Origin of the sequence: Zhouia amylolytica AD3 (assembly GCF_000511935.2) — a bacterium.
GTDB classification, from domain to species: domain Bacteria; phylum Bacteroidota; class Bacteroidia; order Flavobacteriales; family Flavobacteriaceae; genus Zhouia; species Zhouia amylolytica.
Map to the genome: position 1 here is coordinate 80733 of NZ_AYXY01000023.1, position 13707 is coordinate 94439.

12 protein-coding genes are annotated in these 13707 nt (G+C 37.0%); 7 read left to right on the forward strand and 5 right to left on the reverse strand.

Annotated elements, in window-relative coordinates; genetic code table 11:
- Nucleotide 1 precedes the first annotated feature (1 nt).
- The 3 genes from P278_RS11155 (at nt 2) to P278_RS11165 (ending at nt 2698) form a co-directional block, all read left to right on the forward strand.
- Nucleotides 2–1432 (forward strand): TolC family protein, encoded by a 1431-nt coding sequence (locus P278_RS11155; protein WP_038267875.1) that lies wholly within the window; start codon nt 2–4, stop codon nt 1430–1432.
- 210 nt (nt 1433–1642) lie between these two features.
- On the forward strand, nt 1643–2167 hold the full coding sequence (locus P278_RS11160) for a hypothetical protein (protein ID WP_038266686.1): 525 nt from the start codon (nt 1643–1645) through the stop codon (nt 2165–2167).
- A gap of 96 nt (nt 2168–2263) precedes the next feature.
- Nucleotides 2264–2698: a hypothetical protein gene (locus P278_RS11165; RefSeq protein ID WP_038266690.1), complete on the forward strand. Its 435-nt coding sequence runs from the start codon at nt 2264–2266 to the stop codon at nt 2696–2698.
- Nucleotides 2699–2854: 156 nt separating this feature from the next.
- Here P278_RS11165 and P278_RS11170 read toward each other — a convergent pair whose 3' ends face one another.
- The 3 genes from P278_RS11170 to P278_RS11180 form a co-directional block, all read right to left on the reverse strand.
- Nucleotides 2855–3286, reverse strand: coding sequence for an SRPBCC family protein (locus P278_RS11170; protein ID WP_038266694.1), 432 nt, complete (start codon nt 3284–3286; stop codon nt 2855–2857).
- Between the two features lie 290 nt (nt 3287–3576).
- Nucleotides 3577–5418, reverse strand: a complete 1842-nt coding sequence (locus P278_RS11175) for a Xaa-Pro dipeptidyl-peptidase (RefSeq protein ID WP_038267879.1) — start codon at nt 5416–5418, stop codon at nt 3577–3579.
- A gap of 32 nt (nt 5419–5450) precedes the next feature.
- Nucleotides 5451–6551 (reverse strand): formylglycine-generating enzyme family protein, encoded by a 1101-nt coding sequence (locus tag P278_RS11180; protein WP_038266696.1) that lies wholly within the window; start codon nt 6549–6551, stop codon nt 5451–5453.
- A gap of 140 nt (nt 6552–6691) precedes the next feature.
- On the opposite strand from P278_RS11180, the gene P278_RS11185 reads away from it, so the two are divergent.
- A complete protein-coding gene (locus tag P278_RS11185; RefSeq protein WP_038266698.1) occupies nt 6692–6883 on the forward strand; it encodes a hypothetical protein in 192 nt (63 codons plus the stop codon).
- Between the two features lie 48 nt (nt 6884–6931).
- On the opposite strand, the gene P278_RS11190 is transcribed toward P278_RS11185, so the two are convergent.
- Together P278_RS11190 and fabD are read right to left on the reverse strand one after the other, a co-directional pair.
- Nucleotides 6932–7153, reverse strand: a complete 222-nt coding sequence (locus P278_RS11190; protein WP_038266701.1) for a YtxH domain-containing protein — start codon at nt 7151–7153, stop codon at nt 6932–6934.
- A gap of 76 nt (nt 7154–7229) precedes the next feature.
- A complete protein-coding gene (gene fabD, locus P278_RS11195) occupies nt 7230–8111 on the reverse strand; it encodes an ACP S-malonyltransferase (protein WP_038266704.1) in 882 nt (293 codons plus the stop codon).
- 318 nt (nt 8112–8429) lie between these two features.
- Between fabD and P278_RS11200 the strand changes: the two genes are divergently transcribed.
- The 3 genes from P278_RS11200 (at nt 8430) to P278_RS11210 (ending at nt 13675) form a co-directional block, all read left to right on the forward strand.
- Entirely contained in the window at nt 8430–9029 is a 600-nt protein-coding gene (locus P278_RS11200) for an RNA polymerase sigma-70 factor (RefSeq protein ID WP_038266707.1), read from the forward strand.
- A gap of 50 nt (nt 9030–9079) precedes the next feature.
- Nucleotides 9080–10036: a FecR family protein gene (locus tag P278_RS11205; RefSeq protein ID WP_051413535.1), complete on the forward strand. Its 957-nt coding sequence runs from the start codon at nt 9080–9082 to the stop codon at nt 10034–10036.
- Between the two features lie 174 nt (nt 10037–10210).
- Nucleotides 10211–13675: a TonB-dependent receptor gene (locus P278_RS11210; RefSeq protein ID WP_051413536.1), complete on the forward strand. Its 3465-nt coding sequence runs from the start codon at nt 10211–10213 to the stop codon at nt 13673–13675.
- Nucleotides 13676–13707: the final 32 nt, after the last annotated feature.

A 13707-nucleotide genomic window follows, 5' to 3' on the forward strand; every position in this document is an offset into this window, starting at 1 on the left:
CATGTTACACTTAAAAAGAATATCCTTTTTGGGGGTGCTCATTCTGACTGCTTTTTATTCTTGTGTCCCGACGCTGGAAACCGTAGATGAGGATAAAGCCGTACCTGAGCAATATCGAAACGAGCAGCAGGATACTGTGAATACTGCAATGCTACAGTGGAATGAATATTTCAAGGATGAGCACTTAAAGAACCTGATAGATATAGCGCTTGAAAACAATCAGGAATTAAACATTATACTGCAGGAGATTAAAATATCTAAAAGCGAGATCAAGGAGAAAAAAGGTGAATACCTCCCATTTATTGACTTCAAAGCCGGAGCGGGAGTTGATAAGGTTGCACGATATACCAGTCGCGGAGCAAGTGAAGCCACAACGGATATAAGACCAGGTGAAGAAATGCCGGAACCCCTTCCGGATTATTTTGCCGGACTTCATGCTAAATGGGAACTGGACATTTGGAAAAAGCTTCGCAACGCCAAAAAGGCAGCAGTATTGAGATACCTGGGATCTGTTGAAGGTAAAAACTTTATGGTCACTACGCTTATCGCTGAAATTGCCAATTCGTACTATGAATTGTTAGCTCTGGATAATCAACTGGAGATTGTGAATCGCAATGTAGATATTCAAACCAATGCATTAAAAATAGTTAAGCTGCAGAAGAAAGCAGCTAAAGCTACCGAACTGGCAGTTCGTAAGTTTGAAGCGGAAGTACTAAATACCAGAAGTCTACAATATGCCATCCAACAAAAGATTGTTGAAACTGAAAATAAAATTAATTTTTTAGTTGGTCGTTATCCGCAAGCTATAGAAAGAGATGCTTCTGATTTCATGGATATGAAACCACATGGTATTGAATCTGGTATCCCGTCACAGTTATTACAAAACCGTCCTGATATTCGGGAAGCTGAATATACACTTGCTGCTTCAAAGCTTGATGTTAAGGTTGCCAAAGCGAGGTTCTACCCTTCCTTTGACATTACCGCCGGACTCGGATTTCAGGCATTTGACACGGCTTACTTGTTGGAAACACCTGAATCATTGTTGTATAATATCGCAGGAGACCTGACAGCTCCTCTTATTAACAGAAATGCTATTAAAGCGGCTTATATGAGTGCAAATGCGAAACAAATTCAGGCAGTGTATAACTATGAACAAACCATATTGAATGCGTATGTTGAAGTAGCCAATCAATTATCAAACATTGATAATTTAAAACAACAATACGATTTAAAAACCAAAGAGGTTGATGCGCTTAATGAGTCAATCAGAATTTCTAATGTTCTATTTAAATCGGCAAGAGCAGATTACATGGAGGTATTACTCACTCAACGTGATGCTCTGGAATCAAAATTTGAGCTGGTAGAGACTAAAATGCAGCAAATCACTGCTATGGTTAATGTCTATCAGGCCCTTGGTGGAGGCTGGAATTAACCTTTTTACCACACAGACAAGACACTTATTATCAATCGGTATGTCAACTCAAAACCCTGTACATGTACAGGGTTTTTACTTTAATTCTATTTACTAAGTGATGCTATTTTTCATCGAGTAATTATGGAATTAAAAGGTATTCCGCTATTATTAAACATATAATGTTTTAAATTACTCATACTTACCCTCTTAACTAAATAAGCAGTTGGCATGCGTGCTATTATTTTTTTAATTACATGGTGTATTCCGATATTTTGTATCGCTCAAGACCTGAACGAACTCGACAAGAAAAACGGATTTCGAGGAATTGAATTAGGGAGTAAGATTCATAAATATGAATGCATGCAAACAATGACTCCTGAATATGCTACCAAAAATAACCTTTCTCCTGAATGGGATTACTACAACACCCTTTGCAATCACAAACTCATTATTGGGCAAACCATAGCGCATCTCTTATTCAAAACAGCAGACAATAAAATTTCTGAAATCGCTATCATCTCAAAAGCAGATCGAAATATCATAAAATCCTTAAGTGATTTGTATGGGGAGCCTACCTACTTCACCCCTAACCTCGATTTGTATTATTGGCGCAGTGAAAAAATAGAACTCCGGGTCTTTTTTGAAATTAACAAAATGACCATTAATTATAAAAGCTATGCATGGAGTCTTAAACGGGATGAGATTAAAGCTGAAAAAGAGTCCAAAAAGGCCAAAAAACAATTTATACCCTAATTGATATCTATTGGAATTATAAAAAAAAGTAACATATCTATTAGGGTAAACAAATAGTAAACTGTTCCTATAAAGAACCACAAACGCTATCTAACCATGCGATGCTTTTATAGAATAGTTTTTATAACAATTGGATTCATAAATTTTAGTGCCTTTGGGCAAGAGCCTGACAAGGAAAACGAAGATCCTCTTTCATATTATGAAAAACGCGCCAGAGAGGATGCGGAATATGAGCAATCCCTGGCATCACAACATGTCGAAGACGAAGAACTTTTTTGGAAAGATCAAAAGGCGTACGAAAAGAATCTGAAAAAAAGAGACAAGAAAGCCTACAAAGCGTATATGAAAGGTAAGGAAGCCGCCTATAAGGAACATCAGGATTCTTGTGACTCAAGTTGCCACCATAGCCATTATTACCATCACTATACCAGCTTTTACTATTATGAAGAGCGCAGGCCTTACCGAAGTCCTTACAGAAATGCAAATATTCGACTCAGAATGTCCTCATTAAATGTAGGAGTTGGTTTTTAAAAAATTCATCTCCTCATACACGTAAAATTCCAACCGGAAATAGAGATTAAAAATGGACGCTGATCCATTATAAAAATACTAATCCCCAACCTCATTAAACGGGTATGTCTTTAATTTATATAATTAAAGCTATCCGTTTTTTGTTTTTTGATGGTATCATTTGCCCTCCAAATGCACCCGTAACAGGTTACCTATTAACTCAGTCCATCCGGCTTCAAAGTTCGCACTGGCAAAATCAGGATTATGCTGATCAAAAGTTTCTAAACCTTCATGGGTAAGTTTCAAACGAGTCTTCCGGGCCTCTTTAAACAATTCGAAGGTTACCAATGAAGTTCCTACATACCCTTTATATTTCCAGCTGTATTGCAGTTTTTTTTCTGGAACTACTTCTGTGATCTCGCAAAGATGGATATACTTTTCACCGGTTGCTCCTTGCCCGATAAAACTAAATTGAAAACCCTTCTGAAGCTTGAATTTCTCAAGATCAAAATACCATAATTTCATTTGACTTTTATCGCTTATGGCAGACCAAACTTGAGAAATTGACGCATTATACTCTTGTTCAACACTAAAAATCTTCCTTCCCATAATATAATTTATAGATTAGTTTAACGTGTTTTACAAGCTACATAATATTGAGATACTATATTTATTTCTGGTGTATAATTCAAAAAAAAATAGGCCGAAGCCTATTTTTTATTTACCCCAAATCACTATAAAATAAGTAATCAACCAACTTAACTCTTACCATGTGACACTATAAATGTAAGATTTTTTTTATAATTTAAGTTGCTTAATATGTTAAAAAATGATTTATTGACTTAATTTTAACATTCAATACCCTTCTTAACATAGTGATCTATTTCAATATTAATTTATTATTTCAACGCTTTTTTAAGCTGTTCCGTTCCTCCAACTACAGGTAAGGTAAGCTGAGTTCCTTCAAGATCAATTGTAAGTTCAGTTCCCGGTTGAGGCCAAAGTGTATACTCTCTGTCTGATGAAAATATCATTAAACCTAATTGTTGCCCCTTAGGAATTACCTGATCATCTGGTTGCAACTTAAAGGTTACCTCATAAAACTTACCGGGTTTTAATGGGATACTCTTTTTTATTGATTTATAATTTTGAGGGTCGGCCCAACCTCTTGTAATAATATTATCGGTAATTTTTGTATTTCTCCCTTCATTCCAAGGCAAAGAAACTAACCATACCGATAAATTGGCAGCTGGTTTACTACTGGCCATTTTAACAGTAATTTCCGGGATTCCTGAAATATGAATATCTTCCTTCAGAGGTTCTGAAACATAAAGTAATCTATGATCTGAATATTCCGCTTTTGCCAGGGTGCTACCATCAAAAGAGTAATTATCAACCAGGGTTTCCTTTTTACCTGAACTTTGCTTATCTATACCTAAACCTCCATGTCCTGGTGCACCAGGAGACAAGCTTAAGGTAACAGGAGCAGCATCAGGGTTTGGATATGCCTCATATGGAGTGGGTTTTTGACGATCATCACGCTCCCTTACAATCCAGGCCTCAGGTCCGTTTTCGATACCATTGTCTTTACCATGTAAGTATTTAGTGAACCATTTATTCATCATAGAAAATGGAGGGGGACCACCATGTCCGTTTTGGTGATAGTATATCTTTACAGGCAATCCTTTATCTTTTGCCGCCTTAAAGATTCTATAACTATGTTCTGGCATAACATTCCAATCATTAAAGCCATGCGACATAAATAAGGCCGCTTTAAACGGCTTCATTTCGTTCAAGTAGTCTCTTCCTTCCCAAAACTTATTATAATCGCCTGTAACCCTATCTTGGCCATTCTTCATCTCTGTATCACGAACTGTCTTGTTGCCATAGGCGCGCTTAGACTCGTCTCCACTATGAATAAAATCGTATAATACATCGATATCCTCTCCCAGGTATCCCCCTGGAGATCTCACTAAACCATTCGATCTGTAGTAATGATAATAAGAAGTATTAGGTGCTACAGGAATAATTGCTTCCAATCCGTCTACTCCTGTTGTAGCAGCAGCAATTGGCAAAGTACCATTATAAGAAGTACCTGTCATACCTACTTTACCGGTAGACCAATAGGCCTCTACTTTTTCATCACCATAAGGTGTTTTATAGCCATCTGCCCTTCCGTTCAACCAGTCAATTACCGCTTTTGGCGCCAAAGACTCATTATCTCCTCCAACTGTAGGCGACCCTTGAGAAAGGCCAGTTCCCGGTGAAGAAGAATGTACTACAACATAACCTCTGGGTACCCAAAGATCAATCTGTGTACTTGAAATAATCGGACGCTCTCCACGTCGCTGAACTTCCGGATGCTCATGAGGTTTAGGCGTTGCACCTAGTTCTTGTTTGACATCCCAAAAATACTTTTTATCGTTCGATGCCACTCCGGCAAAATACGGGCTCGTTATATAAACAACCGGTAACTTTAGCCCTTCGGTTTCCGTTTGAGGAGGTCTTGTTACATCGACATGCATTCTGTCTAATTTACCATCGCCATCGGTATCAAATTCTGTTTCTACCCATAAATCCTCTCTAATCCAGGTTTCCGGGTTATTAAATGCATCAACTACCTGAGCTTCCCCATCCTTAAATACAGGCTGAGCAGTTGCAGTTTTTCCTTTCTGTGCATAACCACTGACTACGGCAACAAATAAAAAAAACCGGACAAAGGTTTTAATATTCAATTTCATCATTTATATAAAAGTTTAAAGTTGATATTATTTTATTTAAGCATTTCAGGGGTCGCAACAGTTCTGAACCCTAAATGTTCCATCCCGGAATCTTCAGTGCTAGCCATTCGGGCACTGTTTCTATAACTTGCGCAATAAGATTCATTACATAAAAAAGATCCTCCTTTGATAACCTTTTCCTTTGCGTATGGATTTCTGGGGTTAAAAGGCTGGTCTGCTCCTTTAGGATTTTTCACTTCCCCTGCAACAATAAGTTCTTTGTAATAATTTACATTATACCAGTCCTGTGTCCACTCCCAAACATTCCCGGCCATATCGTACAAACCAAAGGCATTTGGTGAGAAGCTTTGCACTGGTGCAAGTCTGTCAAAACCATCCTCTTCCGTGTTTGTTTTTGGAAACTCTCCTTGCCAGGTATTGGCGGCTGATTTTAGTTTTTCATCGTCCTTACCCCAACTAAACTTACTATTTAACTTGCCTCCTTTAGCGGCGTACTCCCATTCCGATTCCGTCGGTAAGCGCCGTCCGGCCCATTTACAATAGGCCAAAGCGTCTTCATAGGCAATATGAACAACGGGGTAATTATCTTTTCCTTCTATTGAACTTCCAGGTCCTCTCGGATGACGCCAATCCGCCCCAACCTTCCATTCCCACCACTGGTAAAAATCGTCGAGATTGGTTACAGTATATGTTGTCCCTTTAAACAATAAAGAGCCCGGTTGTAATATCGAATCATGAGGTTTAGGCGTGCCGGGGGGCACTTGCTTTTTCATCTCCTCCCAATCAATTTTTCTTTCGGCAACGGTTACATAACCAGTGGCCTCCACGAACTTCTTAAACTGTGCATTGGTTACTTCGGTAATATCGATAAAAAAACCATCTACGCTAACCGGATGTGCAGGCTTTTCATGTTGAAGAGCCAGGTTGTCATTATCGTATGCTCCCTGGGTAAATGAACCACCCGGAATCCACACCATTCCTTCAGGCGTTTCAGGCTTCGATTTTTCATTATCAACAGCCTTATTTACAGCGGAATTTTCAACAACATTTTCATCATTATTTGCTTTTTTACCTTTACAAGCTATGAACGTCAAAAGTAAAAATGTAAGAAATACCTTATTCATTATTTTCATTTAAAATGTTATTTAGCGCCAAAATAGTTAAAATGTATCAACTATCGTTACTGATATGATAATTATGTCCTAAATTCTTGACTTGTAAGATTTTTATGGTTATATTCTGCTCTCATTATGTTTAATTAAACACCGGATCAATGAAATTGATAGATGTAAAACGCAGGACAAGATTAGAAAAAAGGTACACCAAAAAAATGGGAAACTTTACCACCCGGGTGACCTATATCAAAAAGCACATTTTGGGGTTTCCGGTTAAAACATTACATAAGTATCGAGAAACCTATTACGGTAAAGTAAAAGACTGCGAAGATTGCATTTTAGCAAAATAAAAAAAGAGCCTCGAAAGGCTCTTTTTTTATTTGATTAGGTTGTGAATATTAGTTGTTATCCACTTCTTCTTTAATTTCTTCGATAGTATCTTCTACCTCATCTGCTGCTTCTTCTACTTTATCACCAACTTCATCAGCTGCTTCTTCAATAGCGTCACCAGCATCTTCGATTGCCTCTTCTACCTTTTCTTTATTTGATTTTTCTTTACAGCTAACGGTTACTACTGAAAGTCCCATTAACAATACTAATCCTAATACAATCTTTTTCATAAAATATTCTTTAAGTTAATTTCATATTTCTACTATATATACGGCCTTTACTAAAAAAAAGTTTATGAAGTAAGAATTAAAGTTGTGCAGAGGCAACTTCTGCGCTTCTATCAATCTTTTTTACAAGTCCCTGAAGCACCTTTCCAGGACCAACTTCTGTAAATAAGCTTGCTCCATCTGCAATCATATTTTGTACACTTTGGGTCCATTTAACCGGTGCGGTTAACTGAGCTATTAAATTTTCCTTTATTTGGTTTGGATCTGTTACCGCAGTAGTCGTGACATTTTGATATATCGGACAATCCGGTTGCTTAAAACTGGTAGCCTCAATTGCAGCGGCTAACTCTTCTCTTGCAGGCTCCATTAGTGGAGAGTGAAATGCACCACCTACGGGTAGCACTAATGCTCTCTTAGCTCCAGCCTCTTTCATTTTTTCACAAGCAATGTTAATCGCTTCCACCGCTCCTGAAATCACCAATTGCCCCGGGCAATTATAGTTAGCAGGAACTACAATTCCATCTACGCTTGCACAAACCTCTTCAACAACCTCATCGGCCAGTCCTAAAACAGCTGCCATGGTACTAGGGCTAAGCTCACAAGCCTTTTGCATTGCTAAAGCTCTTTGCGAAACTAATTTTAAGGCATCCTCAAAACTTAAAGTCCCGTTCGCTACCAATGCAGAAAATTCACCTAAAGAATGTCCTGCTACCATATCAGGCTTAAAAGTTTCTCCTAAGACCTTACTTAAAATTACTGAATGTAAAAAAATGGCCGGTTGAGTAACTTTGGTCTGCTTCAAATCCTCCGCAGTACCTTCGAACATGATATCTGTGATCGAAAACCCTAAGATATCATTGGCTTTATCGAACAATTCCTTTGCAAGTTCTGATTGTTGATACAGATCTTGACCCATTCCAACAAACTGGGCACCCTGACCCGGAAATACATATGCTTTCATAATCTAAAAATTATACATTTAACACCCCTCAAACAACAGGCATGCTTTTATTTTTTTAATTCAATATTAAACGCAAAAATAATATTAATAAATAAAAGAACTATTTGAATAGCTCTAAACTTAACAATTGTAACCATTCAGGCTCTCAACAAAGCATTTTATCAAATTCATAATTACTGGTAGGTAATTTTATTAATTAATTAAAAAAATGTTAAATTGGACATCTGTTAATCAACCAAAATAATTCTTATAAGCAATCACCTACCCTCAATCTTTCCATAAAGGCAGTGGTTCTTTAAGGTTTAAAATTTGTTTTTAATGAAGAATAATCAAGACTTTTTAAACCATGAAAACTTCTATTTAAAGCTTAATAGCGGAGATAAATCTGCCCATGAACTCTTATTCAAACTTTATCAAAACAAACTTATGTGTATTGCAAAATCATACATAAGCAATAAGGAAGATGCGGAGGAAATTGTTCAGGATGTGTTCATAAAAATTTGGAATAACAAGTCTAATATTTCTATAAAAAACAATCTTAATGGATACTTATTTACATGTACCAAAAACCTATGTTTAGATTATTTAAAAAAGAAAAAAAGAAAAATTAACAGGGAAGGAAGAGTTCTTCAACTTGAAGCTGTAGTGAATTACAATGCCTTAGCAGATGAGGGTTATTCTGAATTAATCGAACAAGAATTGAACATACAAATTGAAAAAGCTATTGAGCAACTACCGGAAAGATGTAAATTAATTTTCTCTAAAAGCAGGTTCGAGGGAATGAAGTATCGCGAAATCTCCGATGAATTAAATATATCTATTAAAACCGTTGAACATCAGATAGGAAAAGCCCTAAAGGTAATGCACCTTCATCTCAAGGATTATTTAACTGCAATTGTATTTTTTTTACTATTTTAATAAGGGTGGTTTAACCATATGGCGTCTTTAATAGTAAAGACACCATACAAATGAACCAAAATCAATTAAAAAAATATATTAATAACGACCTCTCGGAAACTGAAAAGGAAGAGGTGTTAAACTGGATTAACAGTGACGTTCGTCACCAAGAGTTATATAATCAACTTAAGACTGAACACACTCTTCATTTATTAAAACAAGAACAACATTCAACTTCAGACTATTCTTTTATCACAAAAAAGAAAAAACGAAAACAGTTTAAGATTTATGCAGCTGCTGTGGCCATACTGGTTTTATGCATCGTTTCTATCAAATACTCATCAAGTATACTTGAACAAGGCGTACTCCCTAATTTAGTTTCAGTAACTAACATCAACGGAGCGCATAAAAATGTCACCTTACCAGATGGAACCTCTGTTACTCTAAATTCCAACAGCTCCATAAGCTACCCGGAAAAATTCAATGACTCTGTCAGGTATGTAAACTTATCCGGGGAGGCTTATTTCGATGTTCAGCACAATCCAAACAAACCATTCATAGTTGATGTGAACGGTATTGATATTCGGGTATTAGGAACGTCCTTCAATGTAAAAGCCTATGACGAAGACCAAAAAGTTGAAACTACTCTGGTAAGCGGTAAAGTAGAAATATGGGATGATTCTAAAGAAAAAAACCTTACGCTCAGTCCTTCAGAACGAGCCACATTCAATAAAAAGAAACAAAAACTAAGAAAAGAGAAGGTTAATTCTGATGATATTATAGCATGGAAAGAAGGAAAACTAATTTTCAAACAAGTTCCTTTAAAACATGTTATAAAGGATTTAGAAAGAAAATATGGGGTTGATATAACCGTTAAATCCAGAGATCTTAATAACTATAAATACACCGGTACATTTAATAACCTCACCCTGGATGAAACTTTGGACATCCTGGAGATATCACTATCAATTAATTACACTAAAAGCAATAAGAAGATAATCATTAGTAAAAAACCAATCACTGAATGAATTAAAAACAAAAAGAGCGTGCGCCACACACGCTCTTCTATCTAACCATTATTAATAACAGTTAAATTAATTAAACTTCACAAAATTATGAAAAAAAAAGGCTCTATTGGATGTATATCCAAAATACCTATCATTCGTCTTATGAAGATTTATACGATCTTATTATGCATAACAATGGCACGAATATTTGCCTTGGACGGCTATGCCCAGAATATCTCATTGGACTTCACGAATTCGGAACTGGAAAGTATCTTTTCCGACATTGAAAACAAAAGTGACTTTAACTTCATTTACAGTAATAATCTTGTGGATGTTTCAAAGAAAACATCTATTAAGGTTGTCAATGAAGAATTAGCTGATGTTTTAGAAAAGCTCTTCGCAAAAACAAACATCAAATATCGTATAATCGAGAAACATATAGTTTTATATCCGGAGAACTCCGAATCAAAAAACAATGAATTCAATTCAAGCATTGAAAGCAGTATAAATTTGGCCGAAATGCTGGACCGAATAGATCCTGAAAGAATTACCCAAATGATCACAGGTTCGATGCAGAATCAAGTGACAGGAAGGGTTGTTGATGCCTCTGGCATTCCTCTTGCAGGCGTATCCATTATCGTTAAAGGAACTACCAATGGAACTTCTACTGATTTTGATGGAAATTACACCTTAAACGTTGCGGGAACAAATCCTATTCTCGTATTCTCTTACGTGGGTTTTAAGTCAGTAGAACGCCCGGTAAACAATCAAAACGTCATTAATATCTCCATGGTTGAAGACGCTGCTCAACTGGATGAAGTTGTTGTAGTCGGTTATGGCACTCAAAAGAAAATTAACGTAACCGGATCTGTTGCGTCTATCAAGGCTGAGGATGTGGTAAAAACCCCTACTTCTAATGTGAAGGGACTTATTATAGGTCAGGTACCAGGTGTTATAACGAATCAAACTCCGGGATTACCCGGACAAGACAATGTTGATTTAAGTATTCGAGGTTTCGGTAATCCTTTAGTTATCGTAGATGGAGTGGAGTCTTTTTTAGACCGGATCGACCCTAATGATATTGAGAGCATTTCGATTCTAAAGGATGCCTCGGCTGCTATTTATGGTGTGAGAGGTGGTGATGGTGTAATATTGGTAACCACAAAAAGAGGTAAAGCCGGAAAAACTCAAGTAAATTATCATGGGTATACGGGGGTTCAAAAAGCCGTGAAATTTCCAGAACCTGCATCGGCTGCAGCATATATTCAAGCCAAAAGAAATGGAATTTTCAATGTTCAATACGATCCACAGGATCCAAACGCTGCTATCAACTATGGTGATTTTACTGAAGAAAGGCTTGAACAATACCAGTCTGGTGAATTAACCAGTTACAACTGGGTTGATGCCCTATTAAAAAATGGGGGTGCACAACTTGCCTCCCACAACATAAGCGCCAGTGGAGGATCGGAAAAAGTAAGGTTCTACACTTCTTTGGGAACGCTTAACCAGGATGGAATTTTTAAAGGAGATTATAGTTATAAAAAGCTAACCATTACCAATAATTTAGATGCAAAACTAACCGAAGATCTAAGCTTAATCCTGAACAGTTCATATATCGATGAGACCAGAGATTATGCTGCCTTTGGTGTTGGAACCATTTGGAATGACCTAAGAACATCACAACCTTTTTATCCTACTGCACTTCCTGATCCGGATAAAGTTCCTTACAGTGGATTTACAGAACGTTCACCCATTGCCAGAACTCAGAAAAGGTTCGGAGGGTACAATTTTACTACTTTAGAAACTCTTGCTGCTGCTTTAGAACTTAAATATGAAATTCCTTTTGTAGAAGGACTAACCATTGGTGCAAAAGCCAATGTCCGAAATCGACGTATCTATTTTGAGAATCTGGAAAAAACATATGGTGTTTATCGATATGATCAGGACACAGATGAATATTCTCTTGTATCTACCGTAAATCAGAATCCATCCTTTTCAAAAGGTTTTACAAATAGCGGTTCCGATCCTAGTGTCAGATTATTATCGCGATTCTATGCGGATTACAACAATAATTTGGGAGATCATAATTTTGGAGCCCTGGCCTTTATAGAACAAGAAGATAATGAGATCAACACTTTAAGTGCCACCCGGAGGAATTTATTATCGGATGATGTTCCGACCATTACTGCGGGTGATGACGGCTTAACTACTACAGGAGGGAATGGTCAACCGGTTGAATACTCGCGAATTAGTATCGCTGGTAGATTTAATTATTCCTTCAAAGAAAAATACCTTTTGGAAGCTACCCTTCGAGCTGATGCAAGTTCTAAAGTTTCACCAAATGTTCGATGGGGTTATTTCCCTTCTATTTCCCTTGGCTGGAATATTGCCAAAGAGAACTTTATGAAAAGTTCACCGTTTAATGAGCTAAAACTAAGACTTTCATATAGTGAAACCGGTAAAGATGATAATATAGGTAATACCACATTTGATTATTTAACGGGGTATAATGAACTAAATACAGTTTATTATTTAGACGGAAACCCGGTAACCAATATCGTAACAGCAGGATTGGTAAACCCTTATTTAACCTGGGTTAATGTATCATTATATAATGCAGGGTTGGATTTTAGCTTAGATGGCGGAAAATACTATGGGAATTTCGATGTTTTTTACAGGGTTCGGGAAGGACTTGTTGGCCCTGCAATTGAGGATGTTCCTTCTACTTTTGGGGCCGACTTACCATTGGTAAATATTAATTCCCGTAACGATCATGGTTTTGAAATCCTTGCCGGTTATAAAGGAAGTATCGGAGACTTTAAAATTGATTTATCAGGTACTTTCAGTTACGCCAGAGAACGTTATCAGGATATCCAGGAAAACATTGATGCCAGTGACCCCAACCAGGTAAGAATTGACCAATTGAGCGGACGCTATGTAAACAGAACATTCGGATACATCTCCGATGGATTGTTCAATACCCAGCAAGAAGTAGATGAATATCTAGGTGCACACACCATTGAAACCATAAATGGCTCACCAATGGTTGGAGATATCAGATATAAGGATGTAAGTGGTCCGGATGGCTCTCCAGATGGTATTATAAACAGGTTTGATGTTCGTGAAATAGGATATGGCGAAAACCCTGATATTAACTTTAGTTTGAATACAAGATTCTCTTATAAGAACTTTTCTTTATCCATGTTATGGCAAGGTGCTTCACTATTTGATGTTAGAGGCACAGGACTTTACAGAGCTCCTTTCAATAACGAACAGGTTCCCCTGACGTTACATACCAAATATAGCTGGACACAAGATCCTAATAATCCTGGCATTGGTAACAATCCAAATGCCCAATTACCAGCTTTTAACAATGACGGGAGTCGCGTTTGGAACGATACGTTTTCTGATTTCTGGTTAAAAGACGGAACCTTTCTTCGTCTAAAAACAGCAACTTTTGCATATCAAATGCCTAAAAAATCTTTAGAAATCTTAGGACTGAACAATTTAGAGTTTTATGTGACCGGGGATAATTTATTTGCCCTAACCAGATTAGGAATGTATGAAGACCTTTTAGACCCTGAGCAAGCCTTTAATAATTCGGGCTACTCCTTACCTCTTCTGAGAACCTATACATTCGGAGTTAGATTAGGTCTGTAAAAGTTATTTTTTGAATTAATAATAAAGAATTC

Coding starts and splice junctions, on each gene's coding strand:
- P278_RS11175 (WP_038267879.1), bottom strand. CDS start 5,418: ATGAAATTGAATATTAAAACCTTTGTCCGGTTTTTTTTATTTGTTGCC.
- P278_RS11160 (WP_038266686.1), top strand. CDS start 1,643: ATGCGTGCTATTATTTTTTTAATTACATGGTGTATTCCGATATTTTGT.
- P278_RS11190 (WP_038266701.1), bottom strand. CDS start 7,153: ATGAAAAAGATTGTATTAGGATTAGTATTGTTAATGGGACTTTCAGTA.
- P278_RS11205 (WP_051413535.1), top strand. CDS start 9,080: ATGAACCAAAATCAATTAAAAAAATATATTAATAACGACCTCTCGGAA.
- P278_RS11200 (WP_038266707.1), top strand. CDS start 8,430: ATGAAGAATAATCAAGACTTTTTAAACCATGAAAACTTCTATTTAAAG.
- P278_RS11155 (WP_038267875.1), top strand. CDS start 2: ATGTTACACTTAAAAAGAATATCCTTTTTGGGGGTGCTCATTCTGACT.
- P278_RS11165 (WP_038266690.1), top strand. CDS start 2,264: ATGCGATGCTTTTATAGAATAGTTTTTATAACAATTGGATTCATAAAT.
- fabD (WP_038266704.1), bottom strand. CDS start 8,111: ATGAAAGCATATGTATTTCCGGGTCAGGGTGCCCAGTTTGTTGGAATG.
- P278_RS11210 (WP_051413536.1), top strand. CDS start 10,211: ATGGCACGAATATTTGCCTTGGACGGCTATGCCCAGAATATCTCATTG.
- P278_RS11180 (WP_038266696.1), bottom strand. CDS start 6,551: ATGAAAATAATGAATAAGGTATTTCTTACATTTTTACTTTTGACGTTC.
- P278_RS11185 (WP_038266698.1), top strand. CDS start 6,692: ATGAAATTGATAGATGTAAAACGCAGGACAAGATTAGAAAAAAGGTAC.
- P278_RS11170 (WP_038266694.1), bottom strand. CDS start 3,286: ATGGGAAGGAAGATTTTTAGTGTTGAACAAGAGTATAATGCGTCAATT.